The organism is Pseudomonas fortuita, assembly GCF_026898135.2.
In the GTDB taxonomy this organism is placed as follows: Bacteria; Pseudomonadota; Gammaproteobacteria; order Pseudomonadales; family Pseudomonadaceae; genus Aquipseudomonas; species Aquipseudomonas fortuita.
Genome location: NZ_CP114035.2, coordinates 5,963,983 through 5,985,664 on the forward strand (window position 1 = coordinate 5,963,983; position 21,682 = coordinate 5,985,664).

A 21,682-nucleotide genomic window follows, 5' to 3' on the forward strand; every position below is an offset into this window, starting at 1 on the left:
ACATCGGGAATTCTCTCTACGCAGAACAGACTATCTTGAAGCCGGCTGGTTCATGCGCAACGTTTTGTCGTAGTGTCCTGTGGGCCAGAACGGCGACAGGCATGGTCGCCAGGCAACCGGATCAGTATCCTAGCACCTCCTGGCCCGTCGACGCTAAACCCAGCGGGCCGCCGAACAGGTTAAACACCTTATGAATGCTCTAGCCCGCCGCGCCGCTGGCCTGTTGCTCGGCACGCTGTGCCTGCCACTGGCCGCCTTCGCCGCCGATGTGCAGCCCACCCACGAATTCATCCTCGACAATGGCCTGAAGGTGGTCGTGCGCGAAGACCATCGCGCGCCGGTGGTGGTCTCGCAGATCTGGTACAAGGTCGGCTCCAGCTACGAAACCCCCGGCCAGACCGGCTTGTCTCATGCGCTGGAACACATGATGTTCAAGGGCAGCGCCAAGGTCGGCCCCGGCGAAGCTTCACGCATCCTGCGTGACCTGGGCGCCGAAGAAAACGCCTTTACCAGCGACGACTACACCGCCTATTACCAAGTACTGGCCCGTGACCGATTGCCGGTCGCCCTGGAGCTGGAGGCCGACCGCTTGGCCAGCCTGCGCCTGCCGGCCGACGAATTCAGCCGCGAAATCGAGGTGATCAAGGAAGAGCGCCGCCTGCGCACCGACGATCAGCCCAATTCCAAGGCGTTCGAGCTGTTCCGCGCCATGGCCTATCCGGCCAGCGGCTACCACACGCCGACCATCGGCTGGATGGCCGACCTGGAGCGCATGAAGGTCGAAGAGCTGCGCCACTGGTACGAATCCTGGTACGCCCCCAACAATGCCACTCTGGTGGTGGTCGGCGATGTCACCGCCGACGAGGTCAAGGGCCTGGCGCAGAAGTACTTCGGCAGCATTCCCAAGCGTGCCGTACCGCCAGCCAAACTGCCCCTGGAGCTGGCCGAACCTGGCCAGCGCCAGCTGACCCTGCACGTACGCACCCAACTGCCCAGCCTGATCTATGGCTTCAACGTGCCCGGCCTGCCCACCGCCAAAGATCCGCGCACCGTGCATGCCCTGCGCCTGATCTCGGCACTGCTCGACGGCGGTTACAGCGCGCGCATGCCGGCACGCCTGGAGCGTGGCCAGGAGCTGGTCGCCGGCGCCTCGTCCAGCTACAACGCCTTCACCCGCGGCGACAGCCTGTTCCTGATCTCGGCCACGCCGAATGTGCAGAAGCAGAAAACCCTCGACGATGTGGAAAAAGGCATCTGGCAATTGCTTGAAGAACTCAAGACCACCCCGCCCAGCGCCGAAGAGCTCGAACGCGTGCGCGCTCAAGTCATTGCGGGCCTGGTCTACGACCGTGACTCCATCAGCAGCCAGGCCACCACCATCGGCCAGCTGGAAACCGTCGGCCTGTCCTGGAAACTGATCGACAGCGAGCTGGACGAGCTCAAGCAAGTCACCCCGCAGGACATCCAGAACGCCGCGCGCACCTATTTCACCCGTGAACGCCTGAGCGTTGCCCATGTACTGCCCGAGGAGTCCGCTCATGAGTGATCGTCGCGCACCACGCCCAACCCTGCTGGCCACCGGCATCCGCGCCCTGGCGCTGGCGGCAGTGCTGGCCGCACCGGCCATGGCCGACAACTCCGCCAAGGCTGACAACAGCGCCGCCCGGCCGGCCAACACGTTGCAGTCGCTGGCCGAGCTGGATGGCAAGGCCCCCAGCCGGCGCCAGCTGAACATTCAGCACTGGAGCACCGCTGAGGGTGCCCGGGTGCTGTTCGTCGAAGCCCGCGAACTGCCGATGTTCGACCTGCGCGTCACCTTCGCCGCCGGCAGCAGCCAGGACGGTGGAACACCCGGCGTGGCGGCGCTGACCAACGCCATGCTCAACGAGGGTGTGGCCGGTAAGGACGTAACCGCCATCGCCGAAGGTTTTGAAGGCCTGGGCGCAGACTTTGGCAACGGCTCCTACCGCGACATGGCTGTGGCGTCGCTGCGCAGCCTCAGCGCCAAGGACAAACGTGAGCCTGCGCTCAAACTGTTCACCGAAGTGGCAGGCAAGCCGACCTTCCCCGAGGACGCCCTCAAGCGCATCAAGAACCAGATGCTGGCCGGCTTTGAATACGAAAAGCAGAACCCCGGCAAGATCGCGGGCAAGGCCCTGTTCGGCAACCTTTATGGTGACCACCCCTACGCCCACCCAAGCGATGGCACCGCAGAAACCATCAACGGCATTACCCTGGAACAATTGCGTGCCTTCCACGCCAAGGCTTATACCGGTGGCAACGCGGTGATCGCACTGGTCGGCGACCTCAGCCGGGCCGAGGCCGAAGCCATCGCTGCCCAGGTTTCGGCAGGCCTGCCCAAGGGCCCGGCGCTTGCCGCGCCGGCCCAGCCCAGCGAAGCCAAGGCTGGCCTGACCCACATCGACTTCCCGTCCAAACAGACCCACCTGATGCTGGCAGAACTGGGTATCGACCGCCAAGACCCGGATTGGCCAGCCTTGTCGCTGGGCAACCAGATCCTCGGCGGTGGTGCCTTCGGTACCCGGCTGATGAGCGAAGTGCGTGAAAAGCGTGGCCTGACCTACGGCGTGTACTCGGTGTTCAGCCCCATGCAGGTGCGTGGCCCGTTCATGATCAACCTGCAGACCCGTGCCGAGCTCAGTGAAGGCACGCTCAAGCTGGTGCAGGGCATACTTGCCGACTACCTCTCGACAGGCCCCACCCAGCAAGAGCTTGACGATGCCAAGCGCGAACTGGCCGGCAGCTTCCCGCTGTCCAATGCCAGCAACGCCAGCATCGTCGGCCAATTGGGTGCAATCGGTTTCTACAATCTGCCGCTGACCTGGCTGGAAGACTTCATGCAGCAGTCCCAGGCCCTCACCGTCGAGCAGGTCAAGGCAGCCATGAACAAACACCTGTCAGCCGATAAACTGGTGATCGTCACCGTGGGCCCGAAAGTGCCACAGAAACCCCTGCCAGCACCTACTGAAAAGCCCTCCGAGCAAGCGCTCGGGGTACCGGAGCACTAATGCCAAGATCCACCCCTCCCGCCCGCCCGCAATCGGGCCAAAGCAAGGGCCAGGGCCACCTGCGCATCATCGCCGGCGAGTGGCGTAGCCGCCGCCTGGCGGTACCGGAAGGTGAAGGCCTGCGGCCAACGCCAGACCGCGTGCGCGAAACCTTGTTCAACTGGCTGGCGCCGCACATCGAGGGTGCCCGCATACTGGATGCCTTCACCGGCAGCGGTGCCCTGGTGCTCGAAGCCCTGTCTCGCGGCGCCAAGGATGCCGTGGCACTGGACAGCAACCCCGCGGCGATCGGCAACCTGAAGAACAACCTCGAGATCCTTCGTTGCCCGCGCGGGCAAATTCTGCAAACCGATGCCCTGCGCTACCTGCAAGGCCCGGCCAAGCAGCAGTTCGACGTGGTGTTCCTCGACCCGCCGTTCCACAAGGACCTGCTGGCCAACACCTGCAACCTGCTGGAGCAGAACCAGTGGCTGGGCGAACAGGCGCTGATCTACACCGAAAGCGAAGCGGCGCCGTCAACACTGCCGATGCCCGGCAACTGGCGCCTGCACCGCGAGAAGAAAACCGGCCAGGTGCATTACGCGCTCTGGCAGCGAGGATGACCCGGTAAACCGGGTTTGGCTTACTTAGTTACCGCATTCCCGCCGCCTGCGTGGCTGAAGCTGCTCCTTTGTTTCTTGAAGGAGCACTTCAACCATGACCGAACACCCCTCCCCGCCCACACCGGCTAGCCGGGTAAGTGCTTTTACCCTCGCCAATGGCCTGCGCGTCTGTCTGCGTGAAGACCACCGCGCACCTCTGGTCAGCGTGCAGCTTTGGTATCACGTGGGTTCCAGCTACGAGCCCGAAGGCCATACCGGCCTTTCGCATGCCCTTGAACATTTGTTGTTCGAAGGCAGCAGCAAACTGGCTGGCGGCCAATACTCCGCCCTCATGACCCAGTTGGGTGGTGAGGCAAATGCATTCACCCTCACGGATGCCACGGCCTTCCCGCTGACGTTGCCAGCCAGCCGCCTGGAGATCGCCCTGGAAGCCATGGCCGATATCATGGCCAGTGCCACCCTCAGCGATGCACCCTTTGCCCGCGAACTGGCGGTTGTCATGGCCGAACGACGCGAGGATGTCGATAACAACCCGTGGGCATTGGCTCTGGAGCATCATCTGCTGCTGGCCTATGGCAACAGCGGCTATGGTACGCCTGTGATCGGCCACAAGACCGACCTTGGCCACATGACGCCTGCGGCGGCACGCACCTGGTACCAGACCTGGTATCACCCCAACAACGCGACGCTTGCAGTGGCCGGCGCCATTACCCTGGCGCAACTGCAAACGCTGGTAACGCGACATTTTGCAGCGATCCCCGCGCATCGCCTGCCAGCCCGGCAAATACCTGCAGAGCCCTCCTCGCTGGCTCGGCGCGTCCAAACCCTGCGCCAGCAAGGCCTGCGCACGGGTGTGATCATCAGTTTCAACCTACCCAGTCAATGCACCGCCCAGTCTGAGTCACAAGCATATGCACTGCGCCTGCTACCCCAGATTCTTGCCCAAGGCCAAGCCAGCATCCTCCAGCGCCTGCTGGTGCACGATGAACCGCTACTGCAAGGTGTGGGGGCGAAGTACGAGCCCTGGCAGCGTGGGGACAGCCTGCTCATCATTTACGCGTTCTGCAGCCCGCAAGTGGCACCCGAGGCGGCGGCAGAACGGCTGCTGATGGAGATCGAAGCGTTCCGCCAGTCAGCGCCCGGCAAAGAAGACCTCCAGCGCGCCAAGGCACGGCTTCTGGCCGGGCAATTATTCGACAGGGACGATATCAGTCACCAGGCAGATGCCATTGGCAAGCAGGCCGCCTGTGGCCTGGACCCTGTTGCACTGGAGGATGAACGGCAAGCCATCGAAGCCGTGACAGCCGAGCAGGTAGGCCTGGCTGCCTATGACTTCCTGACCGAATCCCGGACCACCATTACCTTTACGTACCAGAAGGCAAGCGCTGATGAATGACTTGAGCTCAAACCCACAGCGTCCTGCTGCGATCAGTCCAGTTCATGGTGGCCTGGTTTCGGCCCAGGGGGTTGATCTTGACCGCTTGGAACCCATTGATACGCAGGTGCAAGCGTGGACCACAGATAACGGCACAGGTGTGAAATTCGTCGAAGCCCGAGGGCTGCCAATTGTCGATATCGTGCTGCGATTCAAGGCCGGCACGACTCAGGACACCGCACTCCCCGGCCTGGCATCCCTGGTGTTGTACATGCTCGACGAAGGCAGCCAGCTGCACACCGCCACCCAGCAAGCAGAGCAACTGGAGCGCCTGGGGGCTGTTTTGGAGAAACAGATACGCCTGGAGCACGCGACCCTGAGCCTGCGAAGCCTGAGCACCCATGCGCTGTTCGACCCGGCGCTGGCGCTTTTCACTGACCTCGTCGCACGCCCTGCCTTCACCGCCGACGCGTTAGCCAAGATAAAATGCCAACTGCTGCGGCACAATGCATCTCGTGAGCAATACCCCCGCCTTAGGGCGCGCAGCGAAGCCTTTCGTCATTTGTTCAGTGGGCATCAATGTGGCAACCCACTGGGGAGCACTCAGCAAGGGATAGACCAGACTACGCCTGAGGATCTGAAGCGCTTCCACCAACGTGCCTACTGCGCAAGCAACCTGGACATCGTGATAGTGGGTGACGTTTCCGTTGCACAGGCCCAGGCCATTGCACAACGGATCAGTCAGGCCCTACCCCAAGGCTGGTCCGCAATCGAGCTGCCGACGGCTGCCCCGGCAGCCGGCACCACGCTCAACGTCGAACAGCCTGGCGCGAGCAGTGCCGTCCTGATTGCGTTACCCATGGGCATACCCGCCCATCATCCGGAATATCAGGCCATGGTGCTGGCCAACGAGGTGCTAGGGTCGGGAATCGCATCCCGCTTGATGAATGAACTGCGGCACCGCCGCGGGTTGACGTATGGCATCCATACCCGGGTAAATGCATTGAGCGCGGGTGGCCTGTTCAGCGCCGAATGGGACATCACGCCCGCGTATGTCGAAGGCTCTCAAGAACTGGTGGTGACCTTGCTGCGCGAGTTCATCGACCAAGGGCCAACCCAGGCCGAGCTGCAAGTGGCGCGTAAACAGCTGGCAGGACAACTGCTGCGCGATGTGGCACAGAACAAGCACCTGGCAGCCTTGCTCACGCAGATCACCTATCAACGCCAGCCCGCCGATTATCTCGCCACCCGCATCGAGCGCCTCGCCAGGCTGACACCAGAAGACGTCAGCGCCGTCATGCAGCGTCGGCTGGATCTGAGCAACGCAGTACGTGTCAGTGTCGGCCCACGCGCCGAGCAACAGCCGCTGCCAGCCACCGACCAATAGCGCAGGTACAGTGGCGCTTTTTCATGGCACTCTAGGCAGGCACATCACGAGTTGCCCAGCATGCCCAGCCAAAGCGCCACCTTCCGTCCGGCCATCGGCCTGTCCAACCCCCACCTGCAAACGCTGTGGGGGCCGCTGTGGCGCAAACTGCCAGACCTGCAGCGCAACCGCGAGCGCTTGTGGCTGGCCGACGGCGACTTCATCGACCTCGACTGGCACGGCCCGCATCAGCCACAAGCGCCACTGGTACTCGTGCTGCATGGCCTGACCGGATCGTCTCAATCACCTTATGTAAAAGGCTTGCAGCAAGCGTTGCAACGTCGCAACTGGGCCAGCGTGGCGGTGAACTGGCGTGGTTGCTCAGGCGAGCCCAACCTGTTGCCACGCAGCTACCACTCCGGTGCCAGCGAAGACCTGGCGGAAATTGTCAGTCACCTGCGCGCCCAGCGCCCGTTGGCCCCGCTGTATGCCGTGGGTTACTCATTGGGTGGTAATGTGCTGTTGAAATACCTGGGCGAAAGCGGCGTTGCCAGCCAGCTGGAGGCGGCAGTTGCAGTGTCGGTGCCATTTCGCCTGGACCACTGTGCCGACCGTATCGGCCAGGGGTTCTCCAAGGTGTATCAGGCGCATTTCATGCGCGAGATGCTGGCGTACGTTCAGCTCAAGCAGCGGCACTTCCACGACCAGGGCCAGCATGAACGGCTGGCGGCGCTGGAGCGGCTGGGGCAATTGAGCAACCTGCGCACATTCTGGGACTTCGACGGCAAAGTCACTGCCCCACTCAACGGGTTTCGAGATGTGCACGATTATTATCGTCGCTCATCGAGCCACTTCTTTCTCAGCCACAACCGCACGCCGACGCTGATCATCCATTCCAGCGATGACCCGTTCGTGTCCGCCCATAGCCTGCCTACGGCCCGTGAACTGGCACCCCAAACACGCTTCGAACTGCACAGCCGCGGTGGCCATGTGGGCTTCGTCGATGGCAGCCTGCGTCACCCAGGGTATTACCTGGAGCGGCGGATTCCGCAGTGGCTGGTCGAAGGCCAGTAAGCACCGCAGTTTTCATTGGCAATACCGGCCTGATCGCCGGGCCTGCTTACTCGCCGGTAGCTACGGCACGCTGCGGGTTGTTGATCCACTCGCTCCACGACCCGGCGTACAGCTTGCCCAGCGGGTACCCCGCCAGCGCCATCGCAAACAGGTTATGGCAAGCCGTCACCCCAGACCCGCAGTAAGATACCAACTGCTCCGGTGCCCGCCCGGCCAGCTTTTCGGCAAAGCGCTGCTTGAGTTGATCCACAGGCAAGAAGCGCCCATCAGCCCCCAGGTTGTCGGTAAACGCCGCGCACTGGGCCCCGGGAATATGCCCCGCCACCGGGTCGATCGGCTCCACCTCACCGCGAAAACGCGGCACGGCTCGCGCGTCGATCAAGGTCAGGTCTGTGCTCCCGAGACGCTTGCCCAAGTGGTCGGCATCGATCAGCAGCTTGGCATCCGGCTCACCACTGAAGGTGCCTTCGCGTTTGGGCGGTGAGTCCAGGCTCAACGGCATGTGCGCCGCATGCCAGGCCTTCAGGCCACCGTCGAGGATCGCCACACCGTTGCGCTTGCCCAGCCAGACCAGCAGCCACCAGGCCCGGGCGGCAAAGGCACCCGGGCCATCGTCGTACAGCACCACCTCGCTGTCGTTGTCCAGGCCCCACTCACGCAGGCGCGCGACCAGCCGCTGCGCATCTGGCAGTGGATGACGCCCGGTGCGCCCCTTGCTCACCGGCCCGCTCAGGTCGCGGTCCAGGTCGGCAAAATGCGCCCCGGCAATATGCCCTTGGGCATAGCTGCGTTGGCCATAGTCCACATCCTCGAGGGCAAAGCGACAGTCGAGGACCACCAACTTGGGCGAGCCCAATCGCTCGGCCAACTGCTGCGGGGTGATCAATTGCGCAAGGGGCATGACAATCTCCTGATCGATGGCACTAGGGCCCTGGGCTAGCGCTCCAGAGCCTGGTTGAACGGTACATGGAATTCCTGGCACAGGGCGTCCACGGCGGCGCGGGCGTTGTCGGTGACGAAGCCCAGTTCCAGCACCAGCACCTGATAGACGCCCCGCTTGAAGGCTTCTTCACCCAGATGCGCGGAATGCTCACGCGTGGTGCTGAGAAAACGAACCCAGGACGTCAGCACGATCCAGGCATTGATGGTCAGCGATTCGATCTGCGCCGGTACCATGGCCAGGATCCCCGCGTCGACAAAGCCACGGTAGATCGCCTGGCCCTGGCGCAGGCAGCGCTCGGAAAAACGCCGGTAACGGGCGGCAAGTTCCGCGTCACTGTCCAGCAGGTGCTCCAGGTCGCGGTGCAGGAAGCGGTAGTTCCACATCGCCGCCAACAAGGCCTTGAGGTAGAAGCGCTTGTCCTCCACGGTGGCCTTGCGGCCTTGGGGCGGGCGCAGGAAGCTGTCGACCAGTTCTTCATACTGGCTGAACAACAGGGCAATGATCGCCTGCTTGTTGGGGAAGTGGTAATACAGATTGCCGGGCGAGATTTCCATGTGCGCGGCAATGTGGTTGGTACTGACGCTGCGTTCGCCCTGCTCGTTGAACAACTCCAGGCTGTTCTGCACGATGCGCTCTCGGGTCTTCATGCGCGGGGCCATGCTCAGCTCCCAGTCTGCGGGCCTTCATCAAAGGATCATCTTACGGCGTATTGCTGGTGGAAGCACCGTTCGACGCCACGGAAAAATTCGCACCATCGTGCAGATTAGAGTATAGGCTCTAGGCACTCACTGCCCGGATCCGAAGCCGCCATGAACGCGCCCAGTGCCTTGTCCTCAGTGCAATCCGACCTCGACCTCGCAGCGATGTTCGCTGCCCAGCGCCAGGCATTTGCCGGCACCCCCCTGCCGCCGGCTGCCCAGCGCCTGCAATGGCTGAGAAGCCTGCGCGAAGCCCTGCTGGCCGGCCAGGCCGGATTGATCGAGGCCATCAGCGAGGACTTTGGCGGGCGTAGCGCCGACGAAACCCTGCTGGCCGAGCTGCTGCCCTCGATACAGGGCCTGCGTCACGCCGAAAGGCACCTGCATCGCTGGATGCGCGCCAGCCGGCGACGGGTCGGCCTGGCCTTCCAGCCGGCCAGCGCTCAAGTACGTTATCAGCCGCTGGGGGTGGTCGGTGTCATCGTGCCGTGGAACTACCCGCTGTTCCTCGCCATCGGCCCGCTGACCTGCGCCCTGGCCGCCGGCAACAGAGTCATGCTCAAACTCAGTGAAGCTACACCCGCCAGTGCCCAAGCCTTGAAACAATTGCTGGAGCAAGTGTTTCCTGCCGACCTGGTCAGCGTTGTGCTGGGCGAGGTAGAGGTGGGCCAGGCCTTCGCCCGCTTGCCCTTCGACCATCTGCTGTTCACCGGCGCCACCAGCGTAGGCCGACAGGTCATGCTGGCTGCCGCGCAGAACCTGACCCCGGTCACCCTGGAGCTGGGCGGCAAGTCACCGGCCATCGTGTCGGCCGATGTGCCGCTGGACAGCGCCGCCGAGCGCATCGCCTTCGGCAAGACCCTCAACGCCGGCCAGACCTGCGTCGCCCCCGACTATGTGCTGGTGCCACGCGAACGGCTATCAGCCTTCAGCGACGCCTATCAGCAGGCCGTGCAGCGTATGTACCCACGCATCGCCGACAACCCCGACTACACCGCCATCATCAACCCCCGCCAGCTTCAGCGCTTGCAGCACCTGCTGGACGATGCCCGCGACAAAGGTGCGCAGGTACTGGACCTGTACCCCGCTGAAACCCGCCAGGGCCGGCGCTTGCCACCCCACCTGCTGCTGGACGTCAACGACAGCATGCAGATAATGCAGGACGAAATCTTCGGCCCGCTGCTGCCACTGGTGCCCTACGACAGCCTCGACCAGGCGCTGGCCTACATCAACCAACGCCCGCGCCCTCTGGCGCTTTACTACTTCGGTCATGACCGGGCCGCCCAGGAACATGTGCTGCGCCACACCCACTCTGGCGGGGTTTGCCTGAACGACACCCTGCTGCATGTAGCCCAGGACGATCTGCCTTTCGGCGGCATCGGCCCTTCCGGCATGGGCCACTACCATGGCCACGACGGTTTCCTGACCTTCAGCAAGGCCAAGGCGATACTCGCCAAGCACCGCTTCAACGCCGCACGGCTGATCTACCCGCCTTACGGCAAAACTTTGCAGCGCCTGGTCTACAAGCTTTTCATCCGCTGAGCGCCTGCCTGTGCACCGTATGCCATCAGTGCCAGGCTCACCGAGGCCCTGATTGCCCGCCTGGCACACAGTGCATGACAACGATTGCGGCCCCTGTCTATAGTGCCATCAGCTGGCCGCATGACTTGGCCGGGCGCAGTCGCTGCGCTACCATCCGACTCCCCAACGCACTCCAGCCAGGATGACGCGATGAACCGAGTGTTGTACCCGGGTACTTTCGACCCCATTACCAAAGGCCATGGCGACCTGGTCGAGCGCGCCTCGCGGCTGTTCGACCACGTGATCATCGCGGTGGCGGCCAGCCCGAAGAAAAACCCCCTGTTCCCACTGGAGCAGCGGGTGGCGCTAGCGCGTGAGGTCACCAAGCACCTGCCCAATGTCGAAGTCATCGGCTTCTCCTCCCTGTTGGCGCATTTCGCCAAGGAACAGGGCGCCAACGTCTTCCTCCGTGGCCTGCGTGCGGTGTCCGACTTCGAGTACGAGTTCCAGCTGGCGAACATGAACAGGCAACTGGCCCCCGATGTCGAGAGCCTGTTCCTGACGCCTTCGGAGCGGTATTCGTTCATTTCCTCGACCCTGGTCCGGGAAATCGCCGCACTGGGTGGTGATATCAGCAAGTTCGTCCACCCGGTGGTGGCCGAAGCGCTGACTGAACGCTTCAAGAAGTAAGCCCAATCGCCTGATTATCGCGCCCGCGTGCACTGCGGGCGCGAATGCGGCACAATTGTGCCCATTGCGTTGAACATGCCCGGGCACTGAGCCCCGGCCGGAGTCCCCATGTCCCTGATAATCACCGACGATTGCATCAATTGCGACGTCTGCGAACCCGAGTGCCCGAACGAGGCCATCTCCCAAGGCGAAGAGATCTACGTGATCGACCCTAACCTGTGCACCCAGTGTGTGGGCCATTACGACGAGCCGCAGTGCCAGCAAGTCTGCCCGGTCGACTGCATTCCGCTGGATGAAGCGCACCCGGAAACCGAAGAACAGCTGATGGCCAAGTACCGTCGGATTACCGGCAAGGACTGATCACTGCCTGCTCGCCTCTGTGCGGTCCTTGTGGGAGCGGCCTTGCGTCGCGATGGGCCGCACAGCGGCCCCGGCAATTTTTGCTGCGAAGCTAAACCAATGGGGCCGCTTCGCGCCCCATCGCGACACAAGGCCGCTCCCACAGGGGACAGCGATACACCTTAGCGCTGGCAGCGCGGGCAATACACGCTCGCCCGCTGCCCCAGCTTCACCTCGCGCAACTCCGTGCCGCACACCTTGCACGGCTGCCCGCCACGGCCGTACGCAAACAGTTCCTGCTGGAAGTAACCCGGCTGCCCATCGCCCCCGATGAAGTCGCGCAGGGTGGTACCGCCGCGCTCGATCGCCGCCGCCAGCACCCGCTTGATCTCGATCGCCAGCTTCAGGTAACGCGCCCGTGAAATCCCGCCCGCCTCCCGACGCGGGTCGATACCTGCAGCAAACAGCGCTTCAGTGGCGTAGATGTTGCCCACCCCCACCACCACCGCGTTGTCCATGATGAACGGCTTGACCGCCATCGACCGCCCGCGCGACAGCTGGAACAGGCGCTCACCGTCAAACAGATCAGTCAGCGGCTCTGGCCCGAGGCGCAGCAATAGCTCGTGGTTCAGCGGGTCCAGGCTCCACAGCATGGCCCCGAAGCGGCGCGGGTCGGTGTAGCGCAGCATCAGCCCCGACTCCAGCTCGATGTCGACATGTTCATGCCGGGCCGCCGGCAAACCCAGTTCGACCAGCCGCAAGTTGCCCGACATGCCCAGGTGGCTGATCAGCGTACCCACCTCGGCATTGATCAACAGGTATTTGGCGCGCCGCTCGACACTGACAATGCGCTGCCCCGACAGGCGCACGTCCAGGTCTTCCGGGATTGGCCAACGCAAGCGCCGGTCACGCACCACCACGCGGCTGACACGCTGGCCTTCCAGGTGGGGCGCGATACCGCGCCGGGTGGTTTCTACTTCTGGCAATTCCGGCATGTGTCAGTGCCCGCTCAGCTCGCGAATGTTCTGTTTGAGGTTTTCGAAATCGTATTCCGACAAGCCAATGTAATCGAGCACCAGCGGGCCGACCGCGTTCCATTCGTGGTCCACCGCCTGGTTGCCCAGCACCCGGTAGGACGCGCAGATGTGCTCGGCCATCTTCAGTACCGCCAGCAGGTTTTTCAACTGGCTCTGGGTATTGCGCGAGCTCTCATCACGGAACACGGCCAGGGCATTGTGATGGTTGGCGATGGCTGCCGTGAGGTGCTCAGGCAGGCGCCACGACTTGGCGGTGAAATATCCGACTACCGAATGGTTGGTGTTGAACACGCGGTTTTCGGTGTCGACGACCCGCGTTTGCGCGCTGGCCTGAGCATAGGCCTGCACCAGCACATCCATGTAGTCGGGGAAGCGCTTGAGCATCAGCGGCACGCCACAGTCATGGAACAGGCCCAGGGTGTAAGCCTCGTCCGCGGCCTGGACACCGGTGCGCTTGGCCAGCGTCAGGCAGGTCATCGCCACGTCCTGGGCGGTATCCCAGAAGCGGTTGAGGGTGACGATGGTCTCGTCGCTCATCTCGCCCTTGATCGACTGGGCGTTGATCAGGTTGATGATCGAACGGCTGCCCAGCAGGTTCACTGCGCGCTGGATCGAGCCGATCTTGTTGGAAAGGCCGAAGTGCGGGGAGTTGACCAGCTTGAGCAAGGCGCCCGAGAGCCCCGGGTCCTGGGAAATCAGCTTGGCAATGGTTTCCAGATCCGGGTCAGGCATGTATTGCTCGAACTGCAGGTCGACCATGATCTGCGGTTGCGGCGGAATGGTGATGCCTTGCAAGGCTTGCTGGATCTGTTCGGCGCTGAGTTCTTGGGACATACGTGCACACTCGTTTAGGACCGGGGATTTTAACCCTCTCTGCGCTCGCCGTGACAGGTGCAGCGGCTGCGAGATTGAGCGCCACCCGCGCGGCGCTCGATCTCCCAGGCGCTGCACCTCTAAAGGCGAAAGCACCGCAGACACGCTATACTCCCGCTCTTTTTTCCCGGAGCGACGTCATGTCCCTGCCCAGCCTTCGCCTCAAAGCCAACGCCGACCGCCGCCTGCGCGCCGGCCACCTGTGGGTCTACAGCAACGAAGTCGACGTCACCGCGACCCCGCTGCAAGGCTTTCAGGCCGGTCAGCAGGCCGTTCTCGAGGCAGCCAACGGCAAACCGCTGGGCATCGTCGCACTCAGCCCGAACAACCTGATCTGCGCCCGCCTGCTGTCGCGCGACATCAAGCTGCCGCTGGACAAGTCGCTGCTGGTACACCGCCTGAACGTCGCCCTGTCGCTGCGCGAGCGCCTGTTCGATCAACCATGCTACCGCCTGGTCTACGGCGATTCCGACCTGCTGCCGGGCCTGGTGGTCGACCGCTTCTTCGATATCCTCGTGGTGCAATTGGCCTCGGCCACCATGGAAGCGCACAAGGACGACGTGATCGCTGCCTTGGTGCAGGTGCTCAAGCCCAGCGGCATCCTGTTCAAGAACGACTCCGCTGCGCGTGATGCCGAAGGCTTGCAGCGCTATGTCGAGACCGTCTACGGCGAGGTGCCGGACTGGGTGCCGCTGGAAGAGAACGGCGTCAAGTTCGAAGCCCCGGTGCGTGAAGGCCAGAAGACCGGCTGGTTCTACGACCACCGCATGAACCGCGCGCGCCTGGCGCCGTACGTGAAGGGCAAGCGTGTACTCGACCTGTTCAGCTACATCGGTGGCTGGGGCGTGCAGGCCGGTGCCTTCGGCGCCAGCGAAGTATTCTGTGTCGATGCCTCGGGTTTTGCCCTGGATGGCGTGGAGCGTAACGCTGCACTGAACGGCATCAGCGAGAAGCTGACCTGCATCGAAGGCGACGTGTTCGAAGCCCTGCGCGAGCTCAAGGCTGCCGAAGAGCGCTTTGACGTGATCATTGCCGACCCACCCGCCTTCATCAAACGCAAGAAGGACCTGAAAAACGGCGAAGCGGCCTACCGCCGCCTGAACGAACAGGCCATGCGCATGCTGAACAAAGATGGCATTCTGGTCAGCGCTTCGTGCTCGATGCACTTGCCCGAGGACGACCTGAACAACATCCTGCTCACCAGCGCCCGCCACCTGGACCGCAACATGCAGCTGCTCGAGCGCGGTGGCCAAGGCCCGGACCATCCGGTACACCCGGCCATTGCAGAAACCCGCTACATCAAGAGCATCACCTGCCGGTTGCTGCCCAACAGTTAAGTAAGGGTTCCGGGAATTCCGTTTAGTTTCCCGAAACGACGATTACGGCCTCGGCCTGCACAGCCGAGGCCCTTCCCATATTTCGTACAGCAGTGTCGATTAACGGCCTACGCCTGGCATTTCTGCCAGTTGTCTTCGCCCCCTCACCGGATTCCAATAAGCCCAGCCACCCGGGAAAATTGGAGAAAACGGCAATGAGGAATAACCATCACCACCAAGGGCTGGAAGCCCCAACCATTAAAGAAGCCAACAGCGATAACTTCTTACCGTTTGAAACACTAAACCAAGGCATAACCATCCTGATTCCAGGGTCGAGCGTATTCCAGAAAGGCGACCACATCGTCATAAACGTGGGCCAGATAAGCAGCTTTATATTATTAGATTGTGAAGCGCCCGGGGAAACAATCGAACATTTCATATCCGGCGAACGGCTGAATGAGCAGCATGGGCGCCGCGTCACGTTAAATTACATAATCGTTAGAACTGGCAATACATCACCGACCACCACGTATGATTTCGGTGCAGAGCTCTATCATCCTGTTGGAAAAGACATCGTAGAAGGCGTGCTGCCTTGGGACGCTGTAAAAAATGGGTTCAGCGTTACGATACCCGTGTACCCTGGCGCCACACCATCCGATACCATTCGGCTGTTCTTTGTAGGGTCCCACCCTCTCGCCAGTGGAATACTTGAAGAACAATTCGGCGACGTGGGGCAACCACTCGAAATAGCCATTGGAAAAGAATTGACGTTCCCCACCAACGGCGGCGAAGTGCACATTATTTATCAAGTCGTCCGTGACGGCGAGGCACGCACTTCCCCCTCTGTCAGCTTCTGGAGCGAAGCTCAGGTATTGGCTCCGAACCCGACCCACATGTACGCGGAGGACGCCTACTCCCCCGCCCAGATGAGTGCTGTTGAGAGCAGCCCAGGGAAATATGCTTTTACCACAGCATTGAGCGCCGAGCTGATAGCGGGCGATGAAGTTTTTTTACTGGCCCTGAACAGTGCTTCGCATAAAAATGAAATTGCTCACAAAAAAATAAGTGAGCCCACAGAAACGGTAGAGCACACGCTTTCAAAACCCAACCTTGATTACATGTCAAGTTTTAAACTAGTGGCACTGGTACGCACCCCAGCAGCCACCTGCTCATCTCACACGCGCTCAATCGTTATAAAAAGCGCTTAACACCGCATTCAGCTGCAGCTATGGGTTCGTGGCAAGCCGATAGCAGCTGGCCTTTCAAGGCAGCTTAAGGCTTGGAGTGCACTGCTTGTCAGCGCCACGGGGCGGGTTTCAGAACGGTCCTGCAAAAACGCCCATCGCGCGCCCGATGCCACCGCCCAGACACATCGCCATTCCCTCGCCGCGCCAGCGGTGTAGAATCGGGCTATTCATCGCCAGTCATCCCCGGCGGGTTTATGAGCTCTGGTCGAGCACGCGGCGATCCCGTGCTGTCTTCGGCCCCATCCGTGCCAGTGGCAACCGGCCTAAGGCGCATAGGAAAAGAGAAGCTCACTCCCCTTTTTGTGACCTGATTAAGCCGCCAGGAGTGCTTCATGCCTGATTATCGTTCCAAGACTTCCACCCAAGGCCGCAACATGGCCGGCGCCCGTGCCTTGTGGCGTGCCACCGGGATGAAAGACGAAGACTTCAAGAAACCGATCATCGCCATCGCCAACTCGTTCACCCAGTTCGTCCCGGGCCACGTGCACCTGAAGGACCTGGGCCAGCTGGTCGCCCGCGAGATCGAGCGCGCCGGTGGCGTGGCCAAGGAATTCAACACCATCGCGGTCGATGACGGCATCGCCATGGGCCACGACGGCATGCTGTACTCGCTGCCAAGCCGCGAGATCATTGCCGACGCCGTGGAATACATGGTCAACGCCCACTGCGCCGACGCCATCGTGTGCATCTCCAACTGCGACAAGATCACCCCCGGCATGCTGATGGCCGCCCTGCGCCTGAACATCCCGGTGATCTTCGTTTCCGGCGGCCCGATGGAAGCCGGCAAGACCAAGCTGGCCAGCCACGGCCTGGACCTGGTCGACGCCATGGTCATCGCCGCCGATGCCTCGGCCTCCGATGAAAAAGTCGCCGAATACGAGCGCAGTGCCTGCCCGACGTGCGGTTCGTGCTCCGGCATGTTCACCGCCAACTCGATGAACTGCCTGACCGAAGCCCTGGGCCTGGCCTTGCCGGGCAATGGCTCGACCCTGGCCACCCACGCCGACCGCGAGCAGCTGTTCCTCACTGCCGGCCGCACCATCGTCGAGCTGTGCAAGCGCTACTACGGCGAGAACGACGAGTCGGTGCTGCCCCGCAGCATCGCCAACTTCAAGGCGTTTGAAAACGCCATGATGCTCGACATCGCGATGGGCGGCTCGACCAACACCATCCTGCACCTGCTGGCCGCAGCCCAGGAAGGCGAAGTCGCGTTCGACCTGCGTGACATCGACCGCCTGTCGCGTAAAGTGCCGCAGTTGTGCAAAGTGGCGCCGAACATCCAGAAGTACCACATGGAAGACGTGCACCGCGCCGGCGGCATCTTCAGCATCCTCGGTTCGCTGGCCCGTGGCGGCCTGCTGCACACCGACCTGCCGACCGTGCACAGCCGCAGCATGGAAGAAGCCATCGCCAAATGGGACATCACCCAGACCGATGACGAAGCCGTGCACACCTTCTTCAAGGCCGGCCCTGCCGGTATCCCGACCCAGACCGCATTCAGCCAGTCGACCCGTTGGGAAACCCTTGATGACGACCGTGAAAACGGCTGCATCCGCAGCTTCGAGCACGCCTACTCGCAAGAAGGCGGGCTGGCCGTGCTGTACGGCAACATCGCGGTCGACGGTTGCGTGGTGAAAACCGCCGGTGTCGACGAGTCGATCCACGTGTTCGAGGGCAACGCCAAGATCTTCGAGAGCCAGGACAGCGCCGTGCGCGGCATCCTCGCCGACGAGGTGAAGGCCGGCGACATCGTGATCATCCGCTACGAAGGCCCGAAAGGCGGCCCGGGCATGCAGGAAATGCTGTACCCGACCTCGTACCTGAAGTCCAAAGGCCTGGGCAAGGCCTGCGCCCTGCTCACCGACGGCCGCTTCTCGGGCGGCACCTCGGGCCTGTCGATCGGCCACGCCTCGCCAGAAGCTGCTGCTGGCGGCGCCATCGGCCTGGTCCGTGATGGCGACAAGGTATTGATCGACATCCCTAACCGTTCGATCAACCTGCTGGTCAGCGACGAAGCGCTGGCCGAGCGCCGCATCGAGCAGGACAAGAAGGGCTGGAAACCCGCTGAAGTACGCCCACGCAAGGTGACCACCGCGCTGAAGGCCTATGCCCTGCTGGCGACCAGTGCCGACAAGGGTGCGGTGCGCAACAAGGCGATGCTGGAAGGGCTCTGAGCCTTTTTAGCGTGAAAGAAGAACCGGCGCCCTGGGCGCCGGTTTTTTTATGCCTGTTCCGGCCTCTTCGCGGGCACGCCCGCGAAGAGGCCGGAGCAGACAACGCAACAACTACTGGATTTGCTCCGGCGTCACGATCACCCAGTTCTTGTCCGCCGTCACCGGCAACCCTTCCTTGGCCTGCGCCGCCGCATTCCTGGTAATCATGCCGTTGAGCTGGTCCATGTACTTGGCCTTGCGGTTTATCCACAGGTGGATGCCACCTTTGCCCACATCCACCCCGTGGAACTGCATGTAGCCATCGCTGGTCGGCGTGTCGCCGCCCACCAGCACCGGCTTCTTCCATTCATCGATGTAGGTCAGGATGGCCGCCTGCTTGCCCGCCATCCAGGTAGCCGGGGTCCACAGATACGGGGTCAGCTCCAGCCCTTCATTGGCCTTGGCATCGTAATGGCCGGCACTGATCTGCTTGCGCGCCGTGGTCAGTTGGCCATTGCTGCGGTCCTTTAACAGCAGACTCACGCCAATCACGTTCTGCGGCTTCACGTTGTAGCCGTACTTGGGATCTGATGCGACCATGCGCACCAGTTCCTCGGAGGCAGCAGAAATCACATAGACCTCGATGCCGTTCTCCATCAGTTTGTTGTACAGCTCGGCCTGGCCCCTGAAGACCTTGGGGGGCTGTACTTCGATGGCCTTGACCTGGTCACCTTCGTAATAAGTGCTGGGGATGGGCTTGGTCGAAGCCATCAGCTCATCCACCTGCACCTTCAACTCCTTCAGGGTAAAACCGGAAAACACCTGGGCCACCCACGGGTAGCAGACCATATCGTCGACTTCGCACAACCGGTAGTAGTAGCTGAACAGGCTTTCCTTGTGCTCGGCAGTGTCCTTGAACGGCATCAGTTTCAGCGAAGGGTCGAGCTTGTCGCGGCTCAGCAGGCCTTTGTTTTCCATGAAGGGCAGCAAGGCTTCTTCCAGGTCATAACGGTAACTGGTGTTGTCCATGTCGAACACCGCGTAGTTACCTTTATTGGCATTGGCGGCGATCATGCTGTCGAGCTGCCTGGCCGCTTCGGCAGGCCAATGTTGGAGCTCGGTGGCGAAGGTTTCGATACTGAACAGCAGGGACAGGCCGATGGCGGCAGCTTTCACAGCGGATTTCATGTACGAATCTCCTGAAAGTGACCCAGAAACGCTAGTGCAACAATCACCCCTGGCAACCCTCGATAACGACCTCCAGACAGCCGTAAACGCCGTGTTCATTGCAATACGCGACACTTCGTTATTCCATAAACGACTATGCAAATTCCATTTGGGTATAAATTCGTTTGTTTTCAGGCTGTTAGCATTTCCGTTCGCAATCGCTCACAGAGGCGATGCCAATTCTGCCTTTTTCTGCTGGAGCTTCAATGAACCTGCCGCTGTCCCTAAACCTGCTGGCGTTCCTGGCCCTGTTGCTGGGCCTGGCACAAACCCGCCGCACCGACTGGAGCCTGGCCAAGAAGGTACTGCTGGGCCTGGTGCTGGGCGTCGTCTTCGGCCTGGCCCTGCACACGATCTACGGCGCTGGCCACCCCGTGCTCAAGGCCACCATCGCCTGGCTTGACCTGGTCGGCAACGGCTATGTGGGCCTGCTGCAGATGATTGTCATGCCGCTGATCTTCGCCTCGATCCTCAGCGCCGTGGCGCGCCTGCACAATGCCTCGTCGCTGGGCCGCATCAGCGTGCTGAGCATCGGCACCCTGCTGCTGACCACCGCCATTGCCGCGCTGATCGGCATCGTGCTGACCAACCTGTTCGGCCTGAGTGCCGAAGGCCTGGTGGCCGGTGTGCAGGAAAGCGCCCGCATGCAGGTTATCCACAGCGACTACGCTGGCAAGGTCGCCGACCTCAACATCCCGCAGCTGCTGCTGTCGTTCATCCCCAGCAACCCGGTGGGTGACCTGGCGCGGGCCAAGCCGACGTCGATCATCAGCGTGGTGATCTTCGCCGTGTTCGTCGGCCTGGCCGCGCTGCAGCTGATCAAGGACGATGCCGAGAAAGGCGAGCGCGCCCTGTCGGCCATCGACACCCTGCAAGCCTGGGTGATGCGCCTGGTGCGGGTGGTAATGAAACTGACCCCGTATGGCGTGCTGGCGTTGATGACCAAGGTGGTTGCCAGCTCGAACATGGAAGACATCCTCAAGCTGGGCAGCTTCGTGGTGGTGTCGTACCTGGGCCTGGGGCTGATGTTCGTGGTGCATGCCCTCATCCTGGCGGCGACCGGTGTGAGCCCGCTGCGCTTCTTCCGCAAGGTGTGGCCGGTGCTGACCTTCGCCTTCACCAGCCGCTCCAGCGCCGCCAGCATTCCGCTGAACATCGAAGCGCAAACCCGCCGTCTGGGTGTGCCGCAGTCGATTGCCAGCTTCAGCGCATCGTTCGGCACCACCATTGGCCAGAACGGCTGCGCTGGCCTCTATCCCGCCATGCTGGCGGTGATGGTGGCACCGGCGGTGGGCATCGATACCTTCGACCCGCTGTGGATCGCTACCCTGGTGGCCATCGTCACGCTGAGTTCTGCAGGGGTTGCCGGCGTGGGTGGCGGGGCCACCTTTGCCGCGCTGATCGTGCTCCCAGCCATGGGCTTGCCGGTGGAGCTGGTGGCGTTGCTGATTTCGGTGGAGCCGCTGATCGACATGGGCCGCACGGCGTTGAACGTCAATGGCTCGATGACCGCAGGCGTGGTGACCAGCCAACTGCTCAAGGAGACAGACAAGGATGTGCTGGCTGACGATGAGCACGCCGAGTTGAGCCACTCCTGAAACGGCTGGGGCCGCTAATGCGGCCCCAGAATCATCACACCTTGTTCCACACCTCGAAGTGATACGCAGGCTTGTCCGCCTCTGCCTGCGCTTCACTCGACGCCAGTTGCCACTCCCCTTTGTCGAACTCGGGGAACCACGCATCACCTTCCGGCTCAAGCTCCACCCGGGTCAGGTACATGCGGCTCACCAAGCCTTTCTCCAGCGCCTGTGCATACAACTGCGCGCCGCCGATCAGCATCAGCTCATCCACGCCCTGCTCGCGTGCCCACTGCCCGGCGCGCACAATCGCGTCTTCCAGCGAGGCGAAAACCTCGGCACCCGCCAGTTCCAGGCCCGGTTGGCGGCTGACCACGATATTCAAACGCCCCAGCAGCGGTCGGCCCAGGGAGTCCCAGGTCTTGCGGCCCATGATGATTGGCTTGCCCAGGGTGGTGGCCTTGAAGTACTTGAAATCCCCCGGCAAATGCCAGGGCATGGAATTGTCGATGCCTATCACGCGGTTCTCGGCGAGCGCCGCAATCAGGCTGAGGGGGAGTGAAGTCGTCATGCAGCGAGGATAGCAAACCCGCGGTGGGTTATGCTTCTGCCCTG

The 21,682-nt window shown here is 62.2% G+C and carries 19 protein-coding genes; 13 read left to right on the top strand and 6 right to left on the bottom strand.

What is annotated here, in order from left to right; all coding sequences use genetic code 11:
* The first annotated feature begins 190 nt into the window (after positions 1-190).
* The 6 genes from OZ911_RS27200 (at position 191) to OZ911_RS27225 (ending at position 7,446) form a co-directional block, all read left to right on the top strand.
* Positions 191-1,546 (top strand): M16 family metallopeptidase, encoded by a 1,356-nt coding sequence (locus OZ911_RS27200; protein ID WP_023048333.1) that lies wholly within the window; start codon positions 191-193, stop codon positions 1,544-1,546.
* The gene (locus OZ911_RS27205; protein ID WP_016489654.1) at positions 1,539-3,029 is read left to right on the top strand and encodes a M16 family metallopeptidase; all 1,491 of its coding nucleotides are present in this window, start codon (positions 1,539-1,541) and stop codon (positions 3,027-3,029) included. Before OZ911_RS27200 ends, OZ911_RS27205 begins: the two co-directional genes overlap by 8 nt.
* Complete coding sequence (rsmD, locus tag OZ911_RS27210) at positions 3,029-3,631, top strand: 16S rRNA (guanine(966)-N(2))-methyltransferase RsmD (RefSeq protein WP_016489655.1); 603 nt, start codon at positions 3,029-3,031, stop codon at positions 3,629-3,631. The genes OZ911_RS27205 and rsmD overlap by 1 nt, the downstream gene beginning before the upstream one ends.
* A gap of 94 nt (positions 3,632-3,725) precedes the next feature.
* The gene (locus tag OZ911_RS27215; protein WP_016489656.1) at positions 3,726-5,027 is read left to right on the top strand and encodes a M16 family metallopeptidase; all 1,302 of its coding nucleotides are present in this window, start codon (positions 3,726-3,728) and stop codon (positions 5,025-5,027) included.
* On the top strand, positions 5,020-6,393 hold the full coding sequence (locus tag OZ911_RS27220) for a M16 family metallopeptidase (protein WP_268968530.1): 1,374 nt from the start codon (positions 5,020-5,022) through the stop codon (positions 6,391-6,393). The genes OZ911_RS27215 and OZ911_RS27220 overlap by 8 nt, the downstream gene beginning before the upstream one ends.
* A 60-nt stretch (positions 6,394-6,453) precedes the next feature.
* On the top strand, positions 6,454-7,446 hold the full coding sequence (locus OZ911_RS27225) for a hydrolase (protein WP_023048382.1): 993 nt from the start codon (positions 6,454-6,456) through the stop codon (positions 7,444-7,446).
* A 46-nt stretch (positions 7,447-7,492) separates the two neighbouring features.
* Here OZ911_RS27225 and OZ911_RS27230 read toward each other — a convergent pair whose 3' ends face one another.
* Positions 7,493-8,347, bottom strand: a complete 855-nt coding sequence (locus tag OZ911_RS27230; protein WP_268968531.1) for a sulfurtransferase — start codon at positions 8,345-8,347, stop codon at positions 7,493-7,495.
* Between the two features lie 35 nt (positions 8,348-8,382).
* Positions 8,383-9,048: a TetR/AcrR family transcriptional regulator gene (locus tag OZ911_RS27235; protein ID WP_016489660.1), complete on the bottom strand. Its 666-nt coding sequence runs from the start codon at positions 9,046-9,048 to the stop codon at positions 8,383-8,385.
* Between the two features lie 150 nt (positions 9,049-9,198).
* Between OZ911_RS27235 and OZ911_RS27240 the strand changes: the two genes are divergently transcribed.
* The 3 genes from OZ911_RS27240 (at position 9,199) to OZ911_RS27250 (ending at position 11,658) form a co-directional block, all read left to right on the top strand.
* Positions 9,199-10,629 carry a coniferyl aldehyde dehydrogenase gene (locus OZ911_RS27240; RefSeq protein ID WP_070086927.1) on the top strand — a complete coding sequence of 477 codons (1,431 nt, stop codon included), beginning with the start codon at positions 9,199-9,201 and terminating at the stop codon, positions 10,627-10,629.
* A gap of 189 nt (positions 10,630-10,818) precedes the next feature.
* Positions 10,819-11,298: a pantetheine-phosphate adenylyltransferase gene (gene coaD / locus OZ911_RS27245; RefSeq protein WP_016489662.1), complete on the top strand. Its 480-nt coding sequence runs from the start codon at positions 10,819-10,821 to the stop codon at positions 11,296-11,298.
* A 108-nt stretch (positions 11,299-11,406) separates the two neighbouring features.
* Complete coding sequence (locus OZ911_RS27250) at positions 11,407-11,658, top strand: YfhL family 4Fe-4S dicluster ferredoxin (RefSeq protein ID WP_016489663.1); 252 nt, start codon at positions 11,407-11,409, stop codon at positions 11,656-11,658.
* Positions 11,659-11,819: 161 nt separating this feature from the next.
* On the opposite strand, the gene mutM is transcribed toward OZ911_RS27250, so the two are convergent.
* Together mutM and OZ911_RS27260 are read right to left on the bottom strand one after the other, a co-directional pair.
* Entirely contained in the window at positions 11,820-12,632 is an 813-nt protein-coding gene (gene mutM / locus OZ911_RS27255) for a bifunctional DNA-formamidopyrimidine glycosylase/DNA-(apurinic or apyrimidinic site) lyase (RefSeq protein WP_016489664.1), read from the bottom strand.
* A gap of 3 nt (positions 12,633-12,635) precedes the next feature.
* A complete protein-coding gene (locus tag OZ911_RS27260; protein ID WP_172455958.1) occupies positions 12,636-13,454 on the bottom strand; it encodes an HDOD domain-containing protein in 819 nt (272 codons plus the stop codon).
* Between the two features lie 233 nt (positions 13,455-13,687).
* On the opposite strand from OZ911_RS27260, the gene OZ911_RS27265 reads away from it, so the two are divergent.
* The 3 genes from OZ911_RS27265 to ilvD all read left to right on the top strand — a co-directional run bounded on the left by OZ911_RS27265 (position 13,688) and on the right by ilvD (position 18,284).
* A complete protein-coding gene (locus tag OZ911_RS27265; RefSeq protein WP_016489666.1) occupies positions 13,688-14,884 on the top strand; it encodes a class I SAM-dependent rRNA methyltransferase in 1,197 nt (398 codons plus the stop codon).
* Positions 14,885-15,078: 194 nt separating this feature from the next.
* Positions 15,079-16,071, top strand: coding sequence for a hypothetical protein (locus tag OZ911_RS27270; protein WP_023048383.1), 993 nt, complete (start codon positions 15,079-15,081; stop codon positions 16,069-16,071).
* A gap of 371 nt (positions 16,072-16,442) precedes the next feature.
* Positions 16,443-18,284 carry a dihydroxy-acid dehydratase gene (gene ilvD, locus OZ911_RS27275; RefSeq protein WP_016489668.1) on the top strand — a complete coding sequence of 614 codons (1,842 nt, stop codon included), beginning with the start codon at positions 16,443-16,445 and terminating at the stop codon, positions 18,282-18,284.
* A 111-nt stretch (positions 18,285-18,395) separates the two neighbouring features.
* Here the strand turns inward: ilvD and OZ911_RS27280 are convergent, their stop codons facing one another.
* On the bottom strand, positions 18,396-19,451 hold the full coding sequence (locus tag OZ911_RS27280) for an HAD family hydrolase (protein ID WP_016489669.1): 1,056 nt from the start codon (positions 19,449-19,451) through the stop codon (positions 18,396-18,398).
* Positions 19,452-19,696: 245 nt separating this feature from the next.
* On the opposite strand from OZ911_RS27280, the gene OZ911_RS27285 reads away from it, so the two are divergent.
* Positions 19,697-21,088, top strand: a complete 1,392-nt coding sequence (locus tag OZ911_RS27285) for an L-cystine transporter (RefSeq protein WP_023048385.1) — start codon at positions 19,697-19,699, stop codon at positions 21,086-21,088.
* Between the two features lie 34 nt (positions 21,089-21,122).
* On the opposite strand, the gene OZ911_RS27290 is transcribed toward OZ911_RS27285, so the two are convergent.
* Positions 21,123-21,638: a dihydrofolate reductase gene (locus OZ911_RS27290; RefSeq protein WP_023048386.1), complete on the bottom strand. Its 516-nt coding sequence runs from the start codon at positions 21,636-21,638 to the stop codon at positions 21,123-21,125.
* Positions 21,639-21,682: the final 44 nt, after the last annotated feature.

Excerpts from the sequence above, each read along its gene's own strand:
- OZ911_RS27200 (WP_023048333.1), top strand. The coding sequence starts at position 191 with ATGAATGCTCTAGCCCGCCGCGCCGCTGGCCTGTTGCTCGGCACGCTG.
- OZ911_RS27205 (WP_016489654.1), top strand. The coding sequence starts at position 1,539 with ATGAGTGATCGTCGCGCACCACGCCCAACCCTGCTGGCCACCGGCATC.
- rsmD (WP_016489655.1), top strand. The coding sequence starts at position 3,029 with ATGCCAAGATCCACCCCTCCCGCCCGCCCGCAATCGGGCCAAAGCAAG.
- OZ911_RS27215 (WP_016489656.1), top strand. The coding sequence starts at position 3,726 with ATGACCGAACACCCCTCCCCGCCCACACCGGCTAGCCGGGTAAGTGCT.
- OZ911_RS27220 (WP_268968530.1), top strand. The coding sequence starts at position 5,020 with ATGAATGACTTGAGCTCAAACCCACAGCGTCCTGCTGCGATCAGTCCA.
- OZ911_RS27225 (WP_023048382.1), top strand. The coding sequence starts at position 6,454 with ATGCCCAGCCAAAGCGCCACCTTCCGTCCGGCCATCGGCCTGTCCAAC.
- OZ911_RS27230 (WP_268968531.1), bottom strand. The coding sequence starts at position 8,347 with ATGCCCCTTGCGCAATTGATCACCCCGCAGCAGTTGGCCGAGCGATTG.
- OZ911_RS27235 (WP_016489660.1), bottom strand. The coding sequence starts at position 9,048 with ATGGCCCCGCGCATGAAGACCCGAGAGCGCATCGTGCAGAACAGCCTG.
- OZ911_RS27240 (WP_070086927.1), top strand. The coding sequence starts at position 9,199 with ATGAACGCGCCCAGTGCCTTGTCCTCAGTGCAATCCGACCTCGACCTC.
- coaD (WP_016489662.1), top strand. The coding sequence starts at position 10,819 with ATGAACCGAGTGTTGTACCCGGGTACTTTCGACCCCATTACCAAAGGC.
- OZ911_RS27250 (WP_016489663.1), top strand. The coding sequence starts at position 11,407 with ATGTCCCTGATAATCACCGACGATTGCATCAATTGCGACGTCTGCGAA.
- mutM (WP_016489664.1), bottom strand. The coding sequence starts at position 12,632 with ATGCCGGAATTGCCAGAAGTAGAAACCACCCGGCGCGGTATCGCGCCC.
- OZ911_RS27265 (WP_016489666.1), top strand. The coding sequence starts at position 13,688 with ATGTCCCTGCCCAGCCTTCGCCTCAAAGCCAACGCCGACCGCCGCCTG.
- OZ911_RS27270 (WP_023048383.1), top strand. The coding sequence starts at position 15,079 with ATGAGGAATAACCATCACCACCAAGGGCTGGAAGCCCCAACCATTAAA.
- ilvD (WP_016489668.1), top strand. The coding sequence starts at position 16,443 with ATGCCTGATTATCGTTCCAAGACTTCCACCCAAGGCCGCAACATGGCC.
- OZ911_RS27280 (WP_016489669.1), bottom strand. The coding sequence starts at position 19,451 with ATGAAATCCGCTGTGAAAGCTGCCGCCATCGGCCTGTCCCTGCTGTTC.
- OZ911_RS27285 (WP_023048385.1), top strand. The coding sequence starts at position 19,697 with ATGAACCTGCCGCTGTCCCTAAACCTGCTGGCGTTCCTGGCCCTGTTG.
- OZ911_RS27290 (WP_023048386.1), bottom strand. The coding sequence starts at position 21,638 with ATGACGACTTCACTCCCCCTCAGCCTGATTGCGGCGCTCGCCGAGAAC.